The sequence below is a fragment of the Streptomyces sp. NPDC027189 genome, from assembly GCF_055566975.1.
In genome coordinates this window covers 645,437-661,032 of sequence record NZ_JBVHRI010000003.1, presented here as the reverse complement: position 1 = coordinate 661,032, position 15,596 = coordinate 645,437, and the positions used below count along the sequence as shown (strand labels likewise).

At 69.9% G+C, this 15,596-nt stretch carries 10 protein-coding genes and 1 pseudogene; 7 read left to right on the top strand and 4 right to left on the bottom strand.

What is annotated here, in order from left to right; all coding sequences use genetic code 11:
* Window positions 1-30 precede the first annotated feature (30 nt).
* Window positions 31-579 (bottom strand): annotated as a pseudogene (locus ACZ4RZ_RS10820) (pyridoxamine 5'-phosphate oxidase family protein).
* A 157-nt stretch (window positions 580-736) separates the two neighbouring features.
* Between ACZ4RZ_RS10820 and ACZ4RZ_RS10815 the strand changes: the two are divergent.
* Window positions 737-3,733 (top strand): bifunctional [glutamine synthetase] adenylyltransferase/[glutamine synthetase]-adenylyl-L-tyrosine phosphorylase, encoded by a 2,997-nt coding sequence (locus ACZ4RZ_RS10815; protein WP_467743630.1) that lies wholly within the window; start codon window positions 737-739, stop codon window positions 3,731-3,733.
* A gap of 147 nt (window positions 3,734-3,880) precedes the next feature.
* Here ACZ4RZ_RS10815 and ACZ4RZ_RS10810 read toward each other — a convergent pair whose 3' ends face one another.
* Window positions 3,881-4,486 carry a TetR/AcrR family transcriptional regulator C-terminal domain-containing protein gene (locus ACZ4RZ_RS10810; protein WP_467743629.1) on the bottom strand — a complete coding sequence of 202 codons (606 nt, stop codon included), beginning with the start codon at window positions 4,484-4,486 and terminating at the stop codon, window positions 3,881-3,883.
* 198 nt (window positions 4,487-4,684) lie between these two features.
* Here ACZ4RZ_RS10810 and ACZ4RZ_RS10805 point away from each other — a divergent pair, with 198 nt between their 5' ends.
* Both ACZ4RZ_RS10805 and ACZ4RZ_RS10800 read left to right on the top strand, forming a co-directional pair.
* Window positions 4,685-6,136, top strand: coding sequence for an APC family permease (locus tag ACZ4RZ_RS10805; RefSeq protein WP_467743628.1), 1,452 nt, complete (start codon window positions 4,685-4,687; stop codon window positions 6,134-6,136).
* 26 nt (window positions 6,137-6,162) lie between these two features.
* Window positions 6,163-7,734 (top strand): amidohydrolase, encoded by a 1,572-nt coding sequence (locus ACZ4RZ_RS10800; protein WP_467743627.1) that lies wholly within the window; start codon window positions 6,163-6,165, stop codon window positions 7,732-7,734.
* Between the two features lie 132 nt (window positions 7,735-7,866).
* Here ACZ4RZ_RS10800 and ACZ4RZ_RS10795 read toward each other — a convergent pair whose 3' ends face one another.
* Together ACZ4RZ_RS10795 and ACZ4RZ_RS10790 are read right to left on the bottom strand one after the other, a co-directional pair.
* Window positions 7,867-8,727 carry a phosphatase PAP2 family protein gene (locus tag ACZ4RZ_RS10795; protein WP_467743626.1) on the bottom strand — a complete coding sequence of 287 codons (861 nt, stop codon included), beginning with the start codon at window positions 8,725-8,727 and terminating at the stop codon, window positions 7,867-7,869.
* 110 nt (window positions 8,728-8,837) lie between these two features.
* Complete coding sequence (locus ACZ4RZ_RS10790) at window positions 8,838-9,872, bottom strand: LacI family DNA-binding transcriptional regulator (RefSeq protein ID WP_467743625.1); 1,035 nt, start codon at window positions 9,870-9,872, stop codon at window positions 8,838-8,840.
* A gap of 467 nt (window positions 9,873-10,339) precedes the next feature.
* Between ACZ4RZ_RS10790 and ACZ4RZ_RS10785 the strand changes: the two genes are divergently transcribed.
* The 4 genes from ACZ4RZ_RS10785 (at window position 10,340) to ACZ4RZ_RS10770 (ending at window position 15,585) form a co-directional block, all read left to right on the top strand.
* Window positions 10,340-11,614, top strand: coding sequence for an extracellular solute-binding protein (locus ACZ4RZ_RS10785; protein ID WP_467743624.1), 1,275 nt, complete (start codon window positions 10,340-10,342; stop codon window positions 11,612-11,614).
* A 97-nt stretch (window positions 11,615-11,711) separates the two neighbouring features.
* Window positions 11,712-12,716 carry a carbohydrate ABC transporter permease gene (locus ACZ4RZ_RS10780; RefSeq protein ID WP_467743623.1) on the top strand — a complete coding sequence of 335 codons (1,005 nt, stop codon included), beginning with the start codon at window positions 11,712-11,714 and terminating at the stop codon, window positions 12,714-12,716.
* A 13-nt stretch (window positions 12,717-12,729) separates the two neighbouring features.
* Window positions 12,730-13,638, top strand: a complete 909-nt coding sequence (locus tag ACZ4RZ_RS10775) for a sugar ABC transporter permease (RefSeq protein ID WP_467743622.1) — start codon at window positions 12,730-12,732, stop codon at window positions 13,636-13,638.
* Between the two features lie 213 nt (window positions 13,639-13,851).
* Window positions 13,852-15,585 (top strand): glycoside hydrolase family 13 protein, encoded by a 1,734-nt coding sequence (locus ACZ4RZ_RS10770; RefSeq protein WP_467743621.1) that lies wholly within the window; start codon window positions 13,852-13,854, stop codon window positions 15,583-15,585.
* Window positions 15,586-15,596: the final 11 nt, after the last annotated feature.

Sequence of the window (15,596 nt, the reverse complement as noted above, 5' to 3'; positions counted from 1 at the left end):
GGGGTGACTCCTTTGTCGCACGGAAGTGCCTCACTCGAACCGCCATCGGGTCTGGCTGAATGGCTCCCCCTTACCGAAGCCGAAAGCGGTCCGCGGCGCCACAGTGAAGACAAAGGAGGGCCCATCCTGCCCCTGGAACGCGCCATCCCGTACGTCGAAGTGCCACTCCGCGCCGTACTTCTCCTCCCAGGCCTTGGCCGGCCCGCGCAGCCGCGCGTCGTCGGTCACGCGCACCGCCTCATCCTCGACGACCAGGTCGTAGCCCTCGGCCCAGGTGTTGGTGCCCGTGGTCAGCACGACGTGCGGATTACCGGTACCGGCGAGATTGAGCGCCTTCCGCTCCCGCGCGCCGGTCGTGCTGTGTTCTCTGGGGGACACCCCCAGACCCCCTGCAGCGCTCCGTCCTGCCAGACGCCGAGCAGCGGCGTCACATGCGTCGGTCAGTCCCGGCCGCTCCGTCGACAGCCAGTACAGCTCGGCCGCGGCCGGCCGGGCCAGGGCCTCCGGTCAGGGGGTCGCGGTCGCCCCGGGGCTGCCATAGCGCGGGTCGAGATCCGTCCGCGGTTGCGTGCCGGACATGGTTCTCCTCCTCGATCGACATGGTCCCGCCGTAGGGGAGTCCGCGCACACCGGCGGAAGTCATCGGTCCCGGGCGGGGCCGCCCGCCCCGGCGCTTCTCTCAAGGACTGCGGTTACGCTCAAGTTCGTACGACCTTGATCCGACAGGAGGCCGAGGATGACGGCGCCGGGGCGCAGAAGCAGTACCTTTTCGCGGCTGCTGCGGCACGGCTTCACCGATCCCTCGGCCGCCGAGCGCCTCCTGGAGAGCGCCGAGCTGGAGCCCGTACGGTCCGATCCGGTGCTCCTGGAAGCGCTGGGCGCGACCGCCGATCCCGATCTGGCGCTGCGCGGTCTCGTCCGGCTCGTCGAGGCGCAGGACGGGCACACGGCCCAGCGGGAGCTGCTCGACACGCTGATAGCGGCGAAGCCGCTGCGGGACCGGCTGCTCGGCGTTCTCGGGGCCTCGGCCGCGCTCGCCGACCATCTCGCCCGGCACCCGCGCGACTGGCAGGCGCTCGTGACCTACGAGCCGCAGGACCTGCATCCCGGAGTGGCCGAGTTCGAGCGGGGGCTGGCCGACGCGAGCGACCCGGTCTCGCTGCGTGTCGCCTACCGGCGCTGCCTGCTGTCCATCGCCGCGCGCGACGTGTGCGGCACCACCGATCTCGCCCAGACCGCCGCCGAGCTCGCCGACCTCGCCACCGCGACCCTGCGCGCCGCGCTCGCGATCGCCCGGACCGCCGCGCCCGACGACGCCGCGTTGTGCCGGCTCGCGGTCATCGCGATGGGCAAGTGCGGGGGGCACGAGCTCAATTACGTGTCCGACGTCGATGTGATCTTCGTGGGCGAGGCCGTCAATGGGGCCGATGAGCGCAAGGCCATTCAGGCCGCGACCCGGCTGGCCTCTCACATGATGCGGATCTGCTCCGAGACGACCATCGAGGGCAGCATCTGGCCGGTGGATGCCAATTTGCGCCCCGAGGGGCGGAATGGGCCACTGGTGCGGACCCTCAGTAGCCATCTCGCCTACTACCAGCGGTGGGCCAAGACCTGGGAGTTCCAGGCGCTGCTCAAGGCCCGGCCGGTGGCCGGTGACATCGAGCTCGGCGAGGAGTACGTGGCCACGCTGGCGCCGCTGGTGTGGCATGCCGCCGAGCGCGAGAACTTCGTCGCCGATGTGCAGAAGATGCGCCGGCGCGTGGTCGAGAACATCCCCGCCACCGAGATCGAGCGGGAGCTGAAGCTCGGGCCGGGCGGACTACGAGATGTCGAATTCGCCGTGCAGCTACTCCAGTTGGTGCACGGTCGCGCCGATACGTCGCTGCGGAGCGGAACCACGCTGGACGCGCTGAAAGCGCTGGCGGCGGGCGGGTATGTGGGGCGCGCCGACGCCGTGCAGCTCGATGACGCGTATCGGTTCCTGCGGTCCATGGAGCATCGGATCCAGCTGTATCGGCTGAGGCGTACGCATCTTGTGCCGGAGGACGAAGCCGATCTGCGGCGTATTGGGCGGTCGCTGGGGTTGCGGTCCGACCCTGTCGCCGAGCTGAACCGTGAGTGGAAGCGGCATGCGGCCGTGGTGCGGCGGCTGCACGAGAAGCTGTTCTACCGGCCGTTGCTCGATGCCGTTGCCCAACTCGCTCCCGGTGAGAGCCGGTTGAGTCCCGATGCGGCGCGGGAACGGCTGGTCGCGCTCGGGTACGCCGATCCGGCGGCGGCGCTGCGGCATCTGGAGGCGCTTGCGTCCGGTGTCACGCGTAAGGCCGCGATTCAACGGACGTTGCTGCCTGTGCTGTTGGGATGGTTCGCGGATTCCGCCGATCCCGATGCCGGGTTGTTGAATTTCCGGAAGGTGTCGGACGCGCTGGGCAAGACCCCTTGGTATCTGCGGCTGTTGAGGGACGAGGGCGCTGCGGCCGAGAACCTTGCGCGGGTACTGTCGGCCGGGCGGCTCGCTCCTGACTTGCTGATGCGTGCGCCGGAGGCGGTGGCGCTGCTCGGGGACGGGGACGGGGGTGGGCTCGAACCGAGGTCCGGGGCCCACCTTGAGCAGGAGATCCTCGCGGCTGTGGGGCGCGCGGCCAGGGGTGAGCAGGCGGTCACCGCGGCGCGTGGGGTGCGGCGGCGGGAGCTGTTCCGTACCGCCGCGGCGGACATTGTCGCCTCTTACGGAACCGAGGAGACGCCGGCTGTCGCCGACCAGGGTGCGTTGGTGGACCAGGTGGGGGGTGCCGTTTCCGATCTGACGGCGGCGACGCTCGCGGGGACGCTGCGAGCTGTGGTGCGGGACGGGTGGGGGGAGACGCTCCCCACCCGGTTCGCCATCATCGGGATGGGGCGGTTCGGCGGGCACGAGCTCGGTTACGGGTCCGACGCGGATGTGCTGTTCGTGCATGAGCCTCGGGACGGAGTGGATGAGCAGGAGGCTTCACGGGCCGCGAACGCCGTGGTCTCCGAGATGCGGCGGCTGCTGCAGATTCCCAGTGCGGATCCGCCGCTGTTGATCGACGCGGATTTGCGGCCCGAGGGGAAGTCCGGGCCGCTCGTGCGGACGCTGAAGTCCTATGAGGCGTACTACCGGCGCTGGTCGTTGGTGTGGGAGTCGCAGGCTCTGCTGCGGGCCGAAGTCGTGGCGGGGGACACCGGTTTGGGACGCCGGTTCATCGAGCTGGTCGATCCGTTGCGGTACCCGGCGGAGGGGCTCGGCGATGAGGCCGTCCGGGAGATTCGGCGGCTGAAGGCGCGGATGGAGTCCGAGCGGTTGCCGCGAGGGGCGGATCCCACGCTGCACACCAAGCTCGGGCGGGGTGGGCTGTCCGACGTGGAGTGGACCGTGCAGTTGCTGCAGCTGCAGCACGGGTGGGTGGAGCCGGGGTTGCGGACCACTCGGACGCGGGCCGCGCTCGCCGCCGCTTATGCCGCGGAGCTCCTGTCCGGAGAGGACGCGGCGATACTGGACGAGGCCTGGGTGCTGGCTACGCGGGTGCGGAACGCGGTGATGCTGGTGCGCGGGCGGGCGGGGGACACCTTCCCGTCGGGCGGGCGTGAACTTGCCGCGGTGGGGCGGTACTTGGGGTATGGGCCGGGGCATGTCGGGGACATGCTCGATGACTACCGGCGTACGACACGGCGGGCTCGGGCCGTTGTCGAGGAGCTGTTCTACGGGGCGTGAGCCCTCCGGGGGCCGCGGTTCGGCCCGCGGTTCGCTACGCGCTGTGCGGGAGAGGGCTCCTGACCAGCCCGCGCTGCGGGGACTGTTGGAGGCGCTGCGGGGTGTGGCCCAGAAGGCGCGCTGGCTCAGGCCGGCCGCTCTTCTCCCTCACGCCCTCTGCAGGGCCCTCGCGTGGGCCAGGAATCCGTCCAGTGCCAGCTCGAACGCCCGGTCCGCGCGACCCTCGCCCACCGCGTCCAGGGCCGCCGCGAGACGGGGCGTCGTCGTGTCGTCCGGGAGTTCCCACATCGTCTCCGGGGCCGCGAGGTCCAGGGCCGAGCCGAGGACCAGGTTCTCCAGGGCGATGATCACCGGCATCACGTCGGGAAGGGCGAAGCCGGCGTCCAGCAGGAGGGTGACCGCGCGCTCGTACTGCTCCAGGACGCGTGGCGCTCGTACGGGTGATGTCGTCAGGAGCGGGATCGCCTTCGGGTGGGCCGCGAAGGCCGCTCGGTAGGAGCGGGCCCAGGCCGCCAGGGCCGCGTCCCAGGGGGTCAGGGAGAGGGTTCCCGTGTCGATCGTCGAGGCGACCCGTTCGCGGAGAAGTTCCACGATGCCGTCCCGGCCGTCCACATGGTGGTACACCGAGCCCGTCTGCACGCCGAGCCGCTTGGCGATCTGCGGCACGCTGAACTCTCCCCGCTCATCGATCAGTTCGAGCGCCGTCGTGGTGATGCGCTCGCGGTCGAGTAGGGGTGTGCGCGGCCGTCCCATGATCTGTGCTCTCCCTGAGGTCTTCCCGGATGCCCAACGGGAGGTTACATTGCCGAAACCGAAAGCCTTTAGGTTTATGGATCCCGGGCGCCGTCGCGACTCCGGGACCCCGGGGTGCCCCGCACGCCCCGGACCGCTCCCAGCCACTGCGAGAACACACCCGGACCCCTCCCCGTCCCCGCCAGAAGGGCTTCCCTCATGCCCGTCACCACCTCCGAGGAGAGAACGCCGACCACCACGGCGACCCTCCGCTCCGGCTCCCTCGGCACCGCCGACATCGCCTTCTTCGTCGTCTCGGCCGCCGCCCCGCTCACCGTCATGGCAGGTGTCGCCCCGCTCGCGATCCTGCTCGGCGGGATCGGCGCACCCGTCGGCTATCTGCTCGCCGGCATCACGCTCGCCGTCTTCGCCGTCGGTTTCACCACCATGAGCCGGCATGTGCGCAGTGGCGGTGCGTTCTACGCGTACATCACCCGCGGTCTCGGCCGCCCGATCGGCATCGGCGCCGCGCTGCTCGCACTCATCGGCTACAACGGCATGGAGATCGGCGTCTACGGTCTGCTGGGCAGCGCCAGCCGGGACACCGTGCACGCGCTCTTCGGGACCGACGTCCCGTGGCTTCCGGTGTCCTTGGCCGGGCTGCTGGTGATCGGCTACGGCGGTTATCGGTCGATCGACTTCGGTGCCAAGCTGCTCGGCGTGCTCCTCGTCGCCGAGACCGGGATACTCGTGCTGCTCGCGGGCGGGGTGCTCCTGAAGGGCGGCGCGCACGGGCTGTCGGGCGGCTCCTTCGCGCCCGGCAATGTCCTCGTCCCCGGCACCGCCGTCGTCCTCGCCTTCGCCTTCGCCGCGTTCACCGGGTTCGAGTCGACGGTCATCTACCGGCGGGAGGCGCGGGACCCGGAGCGTACGGTGCCGCGCGCGACGTACGTCGCCGTCGGATTCCTCGGTCTCTTCTACGCGTTCATCGTCTGGGTCGTCATCCAGGCCTTCGGAGACGCGGAGGTCGTGCAGGCCGCGGCCGAGGACCCCGGCGGGCTCTTCTTCTCGGCCATCACGACGTATGTCGGCGGCTGGGCGGCCGACCTGATGCACGTCTTCATCGTCACCAGCGTCCTCGCCTCGCTGCTCGCCTTCCACAACGCCATCAACCGGTACGGGCTCGCGCTCGCCGAAGAGGGCGTGCTGCCAGGGGCGTTGGGCCGCATTCACCCACGGCACCGCTCCCCGTACATCGCTGGAATCGTCCAGACCGTCCTCGGTGCCGTCGTCGTGCTGGCCTTCTGGGCGGCGGGGGCGGACCCGTACGGGCAGCTGCTGCTGTGGGTCAACACCCCGGGAATGATCGGCCTGTTCGTGCTCCAGCTGCTCGCGGCGATCGCCGTGCCGTGCTACTTCCGCCGGGTACGGCACGAGGAGGGTGTGCTGCGGACGGTCGTCGCGCCCGTCCTTGCGACCGTGCTGCTCGCGACGGCCATAGCGCTGGTGGTCACCCACATCGACCTGTTCACCGGCGCGTCCACCACGGTGAACACCGTCCTGATCGCCCTGTCGCCCGCCGTCTTCGTCGTCGGCCTGGTCCTCGCCTGGTGGCTGCGCCGCGAACGACCGCAGGTGTACGCGGAGTTCGCCGACGAACCCGCCGAATAACCGTTCACCACAAGGGAGTCACCCGCATGCCCACCGCCGAGCTGATCCTCACCGGCGCCAAGATACGCACCCTCGATCCCGCCAGGCCGTACGCCACCGCCGTCGCCGTACGCGACGGACTGATCGCCGCCGTCGGCGACGAGACCGGCGTACGGGACTGGCGGGGGCCGGGAACAGAGGTCGTCCCCCTGGAGGGGGCACACCTCGTGCCCGGGCTCGTGGACGCGCACAGCCACCCCGTGTGGGGGCTGGACATGGCCACCGGCGTCGATCTGTCAGCCGTGGCGGACCTGGACGGGCTGCGGCGCGCGCTCGGTGCCGCGTCCCGTATCGACGGGTGGGTCATCGGGTTCGGGCTCGATCACAACGTCTTCGGCGGGCGGCCCGTGCACCGGGCCCTCGTCGAGGACGTACTCGGCGGCGCGCCCGCCTTTCTGCGGCTGTACGACGGTCACTCGGCCCTGGTGACCGAGGTGGCCCTCAAGGCCGCCGGGGTCGAGGGGCCGCGGGCCTTCGTCCAGCGTTCGGAGATCGTCTGCGACGACGACGGGCGGCCCACCGGGCATCTCGTCGAGCACGCCGCGATGGAGCTGGTCTCCGAGGTCATGCCCCGGCCCTCGCGCGAGGAACGGCGGGCCCGGCTCGTCGAGCTGCTCTCCGCGATGGCCGCGACCGGGCTGACCGGGGCGCACGCGATGGACCTGGGGGATCCGGAGCTGGTCGGGGCCGTCGCCGAGGAGACCGTGCTGCCGGTGCGGTTGCGGTTCGCGCCCTGGTGCATGCCGGGGGCCGACGGGGACGCGCTGGGCGAGCTCGTGGCGCTCCAGGGGCGTGGCGGCCGGCACTGGAGCATCGGCGGGGTCAAGTTCTTCATGGACGGGACCGTGGAGGGCGGTACGGCCTGGCTGGAGCACGCCGACTGTCACGGGCAGGGCACGGCGGCCTTCTGGCCCGACCCCGCCGCGTACACCGCCGCCGTACGGCAACTGCACGCGGCCGGGGTCCGTACGGCCACGCACGCGATCGGGGACGCGGCCGTACGGCACGTTCTCGACACCGTGGAGGGGCTCGGAGCCGGGGGGCGGTTCGCGCACCGGATCGAGCACGTGGAGACCGCCCCGGACGGCACGCTCTCGCGCTTCGCGCACCTCGGGGTCATCGCGTCGATGCAGCCGCCGCACACCGCGTACACGCGGGGCGACCACGGCGACGAGTGGTCACGGCGGCTCGGGCCCGAGCGGGCCGGCCGCGCCTGGCGCACCCGGGACCTGCGGGACGCCGGAGCGGTGGTCGCCCTGGGTTCCGACTGGCCGATCGCCCACTACGACGTGCGCGGTGTGCTGGCGACGGCGCGGGAGCCGTTGGGCGCCGCCTCCGCGCGTGGCGGGCTCACGGGGCTCCAGGCGCTGGAGGGCTGCACGACGCATGCGGCCGTCGCGGCCGGCGAGGCCGATCAGACGGGGCGTGTCGCGCCCGGGTACCGCGCGGACCTCACGGCCTTCGGCCTGGATCCGGTGGAGGCGCCGGCGGACGAGGTGGCGGAGGCTCCCGTACGTCTGACCGTGACCGGCGGCCACGTGGTCCATCGCGGGGGCTGATGCGGTTCGGCACCGCCGGACATCGCCGTGGTGGCTGAGCGCCGCCGCGGCGGGATGTTCCTGACGGCGTTGCCGAGGGGCCCCGCACCTGGCGGTGCGGGGCCCCTCAAGACGTGCGGCAACGGCAGATGCTCAGGCCTTCACCGGCAGCAGTGGCGCACCCCGCGTCCCCGGTACCGAGCGCGGCAGCGCGTACGGCAGGAAGCCGTACCAGAGCCGCGCCACCAGGAAGCCGAAGGTCAGGCACAGCATGCCGCCCACCGCGTCGAGCCAGAAGTGATTGGCGGTGGCGACGATGACGACCAGGGTGGCCACCGGGTAGAGGATGCCCAGAATCCGGGCCCACGGCGCCGACGCCAGCGCGAAGACCGTCAGGCCGCACCACAGGGACCAGCCGATGTGCATCGAGGGCATCGCGGCGTACTGGTTCGACATGTGCTTCAGGTCGCCGGAGGCCATGGAGCCCCAGGTCTGGTGGACGAGAACCGTGTCGACGAACTGGCCGCCGTTCATCAGGCGGGGCGGTGCCAGGGGGAAGAAGTAGTAGCCGACCAGGGCGACCGCCGTGGTGGCGAAGAGGGCGAGCCGCGTGGCCGCGTAACGGCCGGGGTGGCTTCGGTACAGCCACACCAGGACGCCCAATGTCACCACGAAGTGCAGTGTCGCGTAGTAGTAGTTCATTCCGATGATCAGCCATGTCGCCGCATTCACGGCGTGGTTGACCGACTGTTCGACGGCGATCCCGAGATGGTGCTCCGTCCGCCAGATCCAGTCCGCGTTGCGAAGCGCCTCGTGCTTCTGCTGCGGCACGGCGTTGCGAATCACTGAATACGTCCAGTAACTCACCGCGATGAGCAGGATCTCGAACCAGAAGCGGGGGCGACGCGGGGCCCGCATGCGACGCAGGACGTCCTTCCCCGCCTTCTCCTCCGCGACGGGCTGTGGAGCGGCCTGCTCCTGGCCTTCCAGTGTCGTCACGGTCGTCTCACCCATAGGCACAGAGTCTGCCAGAAAAGCGTTCCCCGACAGATCATCCCTTGGTTGGGTCCTCGTCGCATTTTCTACGCCTGGAGGAGTCCCATGAGCGCCGTACTTACTCCTCCTTAGGGACGATTCCGGTCCCCAGGGGCAGAAGCGGTCGAACCACGCACCACCAGCTCCGGCATGAACACGAATTCACTGTGGGGTGCCGGGGTCCCACCGATCTCCTCCAGCAACGTACGCACCGCGGCCTGCCCCATGGCCGGGACCGGCTTGCGGATGGTCGTGAGCGGCGGGTCGGTGAAGGCGATGAGCGGGGAATCGTCGAAGCCGACCACCGAGATGTCCTTCGGGACCTCCAGGCCGCGCTGGCGCGCCGCCCTTATCGCGCCGAGGGCCATCATGTCGCTGGCGCAGACGATCGCCGTGCAGTCGCGGTCCATGAGGGCGGTCGCCGCCGCCTGGCCGCCCTCCAGCGTGTACAGCGAGTGCTGGACCAGTCGCTCCTCGATGTCGGCGGGGCTCAGGCCCAGCTGCTCCTGCATCGTGCGCACGAAGCCCTCGATCTTGCGCTGCACCGGCACGAACCGCTTGGGGCCCAGGGCGAGTCCGATGCGGGTGTGTCCGAGCGAGACGAGGTGGGTGACCGCGAGGGCCATCGCCGCGCGGTCGTCGGGCGAGATGAACGGCGCCTGCACCTTGGGCGAGAAGCCGTCGACGAGGACGAAGGGGACACCCTGGGCGCGCAGCTGGTCGTAGCGCTGCATGTCCGCCGAGGTGTCGGCGTGGAGGCCGGAGACGAAGATGATCCCGGCGACCCCCCGGTCCACCAGCATCTCCGTCAGCTCGTCCTCGGTGGAGCCGCCCGGGGTCTGGGTCGCGAGGACCGGTGTGTAGCCCTGCCGGGTCAGCGCCTGGCCGATGACCTGCGCCAGGGCAGGGAATATCGGGTTCTCCAGCTCCGGGGTTATCAGGCCCACCAGGCCCTCGCTGCGCTGTCGCAGACGGACGGGGCGCTCGTAGCCCAGCACGTCGAGCGCGGCCAGGACGGACTGGCGGGTGGTCGCGGCGACGCCCGGCTTCCCGTTCAGGACGCGGCTGACAGTCGCCTCGCTGACCCCCGCCTGGGCTGCGATGTCGGCAAGCCGTGTGGTCACAGGATTGGACTGTACCGGCCGGCCCTCACCCTGCCCACCAACCAGACGCCGTGTGCGGGCGGTTGATCGGCCCGATCCGGGCTGCTGCGTCATCTCGCTCCCTCGTGTTCTGGTCGGCTCGGCGTCCCGTGCGTGCGCCGCGGGAAGGGGTGGCTCCTGCAAGGCGCTGACGGGGCGATGATCCCCGTACCCGCCGGCTGTGGCAAGAGCTTGCAGAGTCTTGCACAGGCGCCCCCATGTCTGCTGAGCGGCCATTTACCAGGGCTTCGCGATCAAGAGCGAGAAGTCACGGGCGGGTAACTCTCGGCAGTTCTTGCACTTTTTTTCTGCAAGGTCTTTCGTCGCGCTTACAACGCTGTTACGTTCACGTCGCCCGGCGGACGCAACGGCGCAGTCGGCAAGTCGGCAAGGGGAGCGGGCGGGACCGCTGCCCCCACCACTCGGGCTTTCACCCTCAAGGAGATCTCATGCGGCGTGGCATAGCGGCCACCGCGCTGGTGGCGTCCCTCGCCCTCGCGGCGACGGCCTGCGGCGGCAGCGACAGCGGCAGCGACAAGTCGGACGGCCCCCTCACCATCACCTGGTGGGACACCTCCAACGCCACCAATGAGGCGCCGACGTACAAGGCCCTGGCCAAGGAATTCGAGAAGGCCAACCCCAACATCAAGGTCAAGTACGTCAACGTCCCCTTCGACCAGGCGCAGAACAAGTTCGACACGGCCGCCGGCTCCAAGGGCGCCCCGGACATCCTGCGCTCCGAGGTCGGCTGGACCCCTGCCTTCGCGAAGAAGGACTTCTTCCTGCCGCTGGACGGCACCGAGGCCCTCGCGGACCAGAGCAAGTTCCAGCCCAGCCTGATCGAGCAGGCCAAGTTCGACGGCAAGACCTACGGCGTGCCGCTGGTCACCGACACCCTCGCGCTGGTCTACAACAAGGCCCTCTTCAAGAAGGCCGGCATCGACAAGGCGCCCACCACCTGGGCGGAGCTGAAGACCGACGCCGCCACGATCCAGAAGAAGACCGGCGTCGACGGCTACTGGGGCTCCACCCAGGCGTACTACGCGCAGTCCTTCCTCTACGGCGAGGGCACCGACACGGTCGACGCCACCGCCAAGAAGATCACCGTGAACTCGGCCGCCGCGAAGAAGGCGTACGGGACCTGGCAGGGCCTGTTCTCCGGCAAGGGCCTGCACAAGGCCGACACCACCGCCGACGCGTACGCCCACATCCAGGACGCGTTCGTCAACGGCAAGGTCGCCGCGATCGTGCAGGGCCCGTGGGAGATCACCAACTTCTACAAGGGCTCGGCCTTCACGGACAAGGCCAACCTCGGCATCGCCACCGTCCCGGCCGGCTCCACCGGCAAGGCGGGCGCCCCGACCGGCGGTCACAACCTCTCGGTGTACGCGGGCTCGGACAAGGCGCACCAGGAGGCCTCGCTGAAGTTCGTGAAGTTCATGACCTCGGCGAAGTCCCAGGAGACCATCGCCCTGAAGAACTCCACGCTGCCGACGCGTGACGACGCCTACACCGCCCAGGTCAAGGCCGACCCCGGCATCGCCGGCTACCAGGGCGTCCTCGCCGCCGCCCAGCCGCGCCCGGCGCTGCCCGAGTACAGCTCGCTCTGGGGCCCGCTCGACACCGAGCTGCCGAAGATCGCGGGTGGCAAGGAGTCCCTGGACAAGGGCCTGAGCAACGCGGAACTCGCGATCGCCAAGCTGGTCCCGGACTTCAGCAAGTAGACCGTGTGGCCGTCGGATCTGCCTGAATTGGGGGGACAGATCCGGCGGCCACCGGCTGTGTGCGCCCAACTCCTGATTTTGCAGAAGGTGTCGAACCATGACAGTCGCCATCGACCGAGCGACCGGCAAACGCCGCGGTGACCGAGCGCCGCGCCCCGGCCGGCTGCAGCGTCTGAAGCACTCGTACCAGAAGTACTGGTACGCGTACGCGATGATCGCCCCGGTCGTCGTCGTGCTCGGCGGACTGGTGCTCTATCCGCTGGTGCGGGGCTTCTACCTGACGTTCACGGACGCCAACAGCCTCAACTCGGCCCGCACGATCGGCGTCAACCACATCGACGCCACCTACAAGTTCATCGGCCTCGACAACTACAAAGACATCCTGTGGGGCCCGACCTCGTACGACCGCTTCTGGTCGCACTTCATCTGGACGATCGTGTGGACGGCGCTCTGTGTCGCCCTGCACTACTGCATCGGCCTCGGTCTCGCCCTGCTGCTGAACCAGAAGCTGCGGGGCCGGACCCTCTACCGGCTCATCCTGGTCCTGCCGTGGGCCGTGCCGACCTTCGTCACCGTCTTCGGCTGGCGCTTCATGCTCGCGGACGGCGGCATCATCAACTCCATGCTCGACGCGGTGCATCTGCCGTCGCCGCTGTGGCTGGAGGACACCTTCTGGCAGCGGTTCGCCGCGATCATGGTCAACACCTGGTGCGGTGTGCCCTTCATGATGGTCTCGCTGCTCGGCGGACTGCAGTCCATCGACTCCACGTTGTACGAGGCCGCCGAGATGGACGGCGCGAGCCCCTGGCAGCAGTTCCGGTACGTCACGCTTCCGGGTCTGAGGTCCGTCAGCTCCACCGTCGTCCTCCTCGGCATCATCTGGACCTTCAACCAGTTCGCCGTCATCTTCCTGCTGTTCGGCGACACCGCCCCGGACGCGCAGATCCTCGTCACCTGGGCCTACTACCTGGGCTTCGGCCAACAGCCGCGCGACTTCGCGCAGTCCGCGGCCTACGGCATGCTGCTGCTGGCCATCCTGATCGTCTTCACCTCCTTCTACCGCCGCTGGCTGAACCGCAATGACCAACAGCTCGCGATCTGAGGCAGGAGTCCCCATGAGCACGACCACCCTTCAGACGCCTCCGGCCGACCAGGTCCCCGCGGACGACGAGTCGCCCCGCAAGGCGCGCAAACGCGGTGACCGCAGCATCGCCGCGTCCCTGACCTCCCACGGCATCCTGATCGTCGCGAGCCTGATCGCGCTGTTCCCGGTCGCCTGGCTGCTCTTCCTGTCCCTCGGCCCGGACAAGGACGACTATCTACACCCCGCGGGCATCTGGGACAAGATGACGCTCGACAACTACTCGTTCGTCCTCCAGCACACGGGCTTCTTCGACTGGATGAAGAGTTCCCTCATCGTCTCGCTCGGCACCACGGTCATCGGTGTGATGGTCGCCGCGACCACCGGCTACGCGGTGTCCCGCATGCGCTTCCCCGGCTACAAGAAGTTCATGTGGGTGCTCCTGGTCACCCAGATGTTCCCCATCGCCGTACTCATCGTGCCGATGTACCAGATCCTCTCGGATCTGCAGCTCATCGACAGCTATCTCGGCCTGATCCTCGTCTACTGCTCGACCGCCGTGCCGTACTGCGCCTGGCTGCTCAAGGGCTACTTCGACACCATCCCGTTCGAGATCGACGAGGCAGGACGTGTCGACGGGCTGTCCCCCTTCGGTACGTTCGCGCGGCTGATCCTGCCGCTCGCCAAGCCCGGCCTGGCGGTTGCCGGTTTCTACAGCTTCATCACCGCGTTCGGCGAGGTCGCCTTCGCCTCGACGTTCATGCTGTCCGACACGAAGTACACCTTCGCCGTCGGCCTGCAGAGCTTCATCAGCGAGCACGACGCGCAGCGCAACCTCATGGCCGCCACAGCGGTGCTGGTCGCGATTCCCGTCTCCGCGTTCTTCTACCTTGTCCAGAAAAACCTGGTGACCGGCCTCACCGCGGGCGGCACGAAGGGCTGATCCGCCCACGTCGCCCGCGAAGGCTCCCGCGCGCTCGACGTGCGCGGGTGGCGGCCGCGGTGCCCATCCGACCCCGCCGGCACCGCGGCCGCCTCATCCCCCGCCCCCAGACGCAGCTATGACCCGAATTCCTCCCCCACTCTCGGCTTCCCCCCAGTGCCTCAAGGGCCTGGGGACCCCCGGAGCGGGAGACCCCATCGCATCAAGGACGCCATGAGCCAGCACTCCGCCGACCAGGCCCCGAACTCCGCTCTCGCCACCGTCGCCGGCCACCGCGACTGGTGGCGCGACGCGGTGATCTACCAGGTCTATCCGCGCAGCTTCGCCGACAGCAACGGCGACGGCATGGGCGACCTGGAGGGCGTACGTTCCCGACTCCCGTATCTGCGCGACCTCGGCGTGGACGCCGTGTGGCTCAGCCCCTTCTACGCCTCGCCGCAGGCCGACGCCGGCTACGACGTGGCGGACTACCGGGCCGTCGATCCCATGTTCGGCAATCTCATGGACGCCGACGCCCTCATCCGCGACGCCCACGAACTGGGTCTGCGGATCATCGTCGACCTGGTCCCCAACCACTCCTCCGACCAACACGAGTGGTTCAAGCGGGCCCTGCGCGAAGGTCCCGGTTCGCCGGTGCGGGAGCGCTACCACTTCCGGCCCGGCAAGGGGAAGAACGGCGAACTGCCGCCCAACGACTGGGAGTCCATCTTCGGTGGCCCGGCCTGGACGCGCGTGACCGAGCCGGACGGCACCCCCGGCGAGTGGTACCTGCACCTCTTCGCACCCGAGCAGCCCGACTTCAACTGGGACCACCCGGCCGTCGGCGACGAGTTCCGCTCGATCCTGCGGTTCTGGCTCGACATGGGTGTCGACGGCTTCCGTATCGACGTCGCCCACGGCCTGGTGAAGGCGGACGGGCTGCCGGACCTGGGCGCCCACGACCAGCTGAAGCTGCTGGGCAACGACGTCATGCCGTTCTTCGACCAGGACGGCGTGCACGCCATCTACCGGCAGTGGCGCACGATCCTGGACGAGTACGCGGGAATTGAGAAGGGGCCCGAAGGGCCTTCCTTGGAAGGGCGGTGGTGGGAGACGGGTGGGCGGATCTTCGTCGCGGAGGCGTGGACGCCGACCATCGAGCGCACCGCCAACTACGTGCGCCCCGACGAACTGCACCAGGCCTTCAACTTCCAGTACCTGGGCACCCATTGGGACGCGGCCGAGCTGCGCTCCGTCATCGACCGCACCCTCGACGCGATGCGGCCGGTGGGCGCCCCCTCCACCTGGGTGCTGTCCAACCACGACGTGACCCGGCACGCCACGCGCTTCGCCAACGAGGCCGGCCTCGGCACCCAGATCCGCACCGCGGGCGACCGGGAGCTGGGCCTGCGCCGGGCCCGGGCGGCGACCCTGCTGATGCTGGCCCTGCCCGGCTCCGCCTACCTCTACCAGGGCGAGGAGCTCGGCCTGCCGGACGTCGTGGACCTGCCGGACGAGGTGCGGCAGGACCCCGCCTACTTCCGGGGCGCCGGCCAGGACGGGTTCCGTGACGGCTGCCGGGTGCCGATCCCGTGGACCCGCACCGGCTCCTCGTACGGCTTCGGCAGCGGTGGCAGCTGGCTGCCGCAGCCCGCCGAGTGGGCCGAGCTGAGCGTCGAGGCGCAGACGGGGGCCGAGGGCTCGACCCTGGAGCTGTACCGCAGCGCGCTCGCCATCCGGCGCGCCGAGCCCGACCTCGGCGCGGGCGACTCGGTCAGCTGGCTGAAGGCGCCCGAGGGCGTACTCGCCTTCCGCCGTGGAGAGTTCGTCTGCATCGCGAACACCGGGGGCGAGGCGGTGGCCGTCCCGGCGTACGGCCGCGTGCTCCTCGCCAGCGGCGAGGTGACCCTGTCGCAGGACGGTGAGGCGAAGCTGCCCGCGGACACGACCGTGTGGTGGGCGGCCTGACGCACGCCTGA

Bases quoted from the DNA above. Each gene is read 5' to 3' on its own strand.
- ACZ4RZ_RS10770 (WP_467743621.1), top strand. From the start codon at position 13,852: ATGAGCCAGCACTCCGCCGACCAGGCCCCGAACTCCGCTCTCGCCACC.
- ACZ4RZ_RS10785 (WP_467743624.1), top strand. From the start codon at position 10,340: ATGCGGCGTGGCATAGCGGCCACCGCGCTGGTGGCGTCCCTCGCCCTC.
- ACZ4RZ_RS10815 (WP_467743630.1), top strand. From the start codon at position 737: ATGACGGCGCCGGGGCGCAGAAGCAGTACCTTTTCGCGGCTGCTGCGG.
- ACZ4RZ_RS10810 (WP_467743629.1), bottom strand. From the start codon at position 4,486: ATGGGACGGCCGCGCACACCCCTACTCGACCGCGAGCGCATCACCACG.
- ACZ4RZ_RS10795 (WP_467743626.1), bottom strand. From the start codon at position 8,727: ATGGGTGAGACGACCGTGACGACACTGGAAGGCCAGGAGCAGGCCGCT.
- ACZ4RZ_RS10780 (WP_467743623.1), top strand. From the start codon at position 11,712: ATGACAGTCGCCATCGACCGAGCGACCGGCAAACGCCGCGGTGACCGA.
- ACZ4RZ_RS10775 (WP_467743622.1), top strand. From the start codon at position 12,730: ATGAGCACGACCACCCTTCAGACGCCTCCGGCCGACCAGGTCCCCGCG.
- ACZ4RZ_RS10800 (WP_467743627.1), top strand. From the start codon at position 6,163: ATGCCCACCGCCGAGCTGATCCTCACCGGCGCCAAGATACGCACCCTC.
- ACZ4RZ_RS10805 (WP_467743628.1), top strand. From the start codon at position 4,685: ATGCCCGTCACCACCTCCGAGGAGAGAACGCCGACCACCACGGCGACC.